This is a genomic window from Moorena sp. SIO2C4, assembly GCF_010672485.1.
In the GTDB taxonomy this organism is placed as follows: domain Bacteria; phylum Cyanobacteriota; class Cyanobacteriia; order Cyanobacteriales; family Coleofasciculaceae; genus Moorena; species Moorena producens.
Genome location: NZ_JAAHGN010001235.1, coordinates 1 through 2,025 on the forward strand (window position 1 = coordinate 1; position 2,025 = coordinate 2,025).

Below are 2,025 nucleotides of genomic sequence, written 5' to 3' on the forward strand. Positions count from 1 at the left end.
TCTGGGTTATCCTTGTCTGGGGCAAGCACTAGGGGGGTACCACTGGGCCAACGTCCTACGAACTTAGCGGCAAGCAAGCTCATGGTTGGAGCATGGGGACAACCCTCGCCATCATGTCCTTGTTGGGCAATATATTGCCAAAAGCCAGCTACATCCTGGGCTAGCTTCCGGTATACCAGGTAAGTTCCATGACGCCCGAAATCTTTCAACTCTGACAGCTCTGTACCTGGAAAACTGGGCAAGATATTATCACTATCCTGGTCTACTGGCACAGATGGGGTAGCAGGCAAGAAATCGTATTGATTTGGATAGCCCAGGATAAACTCCCCAGTCCTAACCACATCTGGATTAGGGTTTTGGTTGTTTCGACTCCCCTCAATGATCGGCTGAGAAATACTGTCGTTAAAGCCGAAATGCTCCTTATTACTAGTACCTCTAAAGCCAGGCTCTTCTGCCACAACCACTAGACTATCCTCTTGATCTTGAAGCAATTGGTTGCGCCGCTGGGCGAGGCTTTCGGGGTCTAATCCATAAAGGATCAACAGCATATGAATCTCTTCATTATTTGAGCCACCGACATCCCATTGATCTGGAGCACTTTCTTCGGTATCTCCTAATAAACGAGAACGTTTTGAAGTAGCTATCCCTTCTATTAATTCCCTGGAAAAGGTTTCGAGAGTGTGCTGTGGTAGGTTAAGAGCCTGCAATCCTTTGTGGGTAAAGGCAATGTTCAAGGTAGATTCAGGTTTTTCGGTGGTTCCATCTGGTCGTTTTGGCCACAATTTACCTGTGGTGATTTCCGGGATAATAGTATTTAACCATGCCTGAGCTTGTTTAGGGTTCTTGATTTGAACAAATAAATATAAGGCATAGCGCAGATGCCCATAACCACTCAATATAATTCCCTGAATATCTTCCCGTGCTTCTGGCGTTAATTCTGACATGGTCACTTCCCTCGTTTCTGGGTTTAGAGTTACAGAGTTATCTCTGAGTTATCGCTGCATCCAGCTGACGATTAATTCTTCTATTCAGTACCTGTTTCAACAAACCGTTATCAACAAACCTTTAGAGCAGTTTTAACCATTCTTCAATCGCAGCTCGCTCAAAATTTGTCCCGATCATTTTGCTGATTTTTTGGTCTCTCAAACTAGTTTGTACAGTTTGCTCAGGATAAGCGCTGTAGTAGACTAGGGATGGGGTTTGGTAATCGCGGAAATATTGTTTGAACGCCCCAATATCCTGAGCGCCTCCCTCTGGATAAGTCATTGTGTTGTTCCAAATGGAGTTTAATCCGTCGCTGGATCGATCAACAAAATCATTCAGATAATTATCCCAGGAGCCATCATAATTACTTAAAAATAGTAAACGCTTCCCTTCATCAATAATCAGCCAACGGGCAAAATGAATTGTAGTGATATTAACTAGGGATGCTGGTGGAAATAGATATTGTCCAGCCCAATTAACTAGAAACAAAACTATCTTCAGACGCTGCCTTCGCTCAGGCTTAATGTCTACAAGGTGATTCATTGAGTTCTGGACAAAACGATCTTCTGCGTTGGCCAGAAGCTGACTTTGAGCGAGATCAGCTTTTACACTAGTATATTGTCCAATTTCACTTCTATTTTCCGGTTTGCCCAGTATGCTAGCCAGAAAATTTATTATAACCAACAGGATTTCGCGAATTAGGTTCAAGGGATATTGAACCATATCTACCAATCCTCTCAATATCTTTAATCCATTCAATCTCACAACTTCCCACCAGGTATTAGTTTGAGAAACCTGGGCAACTTTATCTGAAAATGGATTTACTCCTGAACAATCTAGGTAGTTAGCTACATCCTTAAGATCTAATAAATTTTCAATATGTTTCCGAATTGCGATGTAGTTCTTGAGGCTCGCGACTGTTTCGTTACGGAAGGCGATGTAGAAGGCTTCGGGCTGATAGGAGTGTTGGTTATTGACACTCCCCGGTCTAAAGACGCGGGGATTCTTCGCTCAACGACCCGACTTGCTGAACCTGGTCGG

1 protein-coding gene and 1 pseudogene are annotated in these 2,025 nt (G+C 43.6%); both read right to left on the reverse strand.

Features of this window, described 5'->3' with window-relative positions; translation table 11 throughout:
- Positions 1-944: pseudogene (locus tag F6K20_RS36030) on the reverse strand (hypothetical protein); the annotation flags it as partial.
- A 121-nt stretch (positions 945-1,065) separates the two neighbouring features.
- Positions 1,066-1,707 (reverse strand): hypothetical protein, encoded by a 642-nt coding sequence (locus F6K20_RS36035; protein ID WP_287264830.1) that lies wholly within the window; start codon positions 1,705-1,707, stop codon positions 1,066-1,068.
- Positions 1,708-2,025 lie beyond the last annotated feature (318 nt).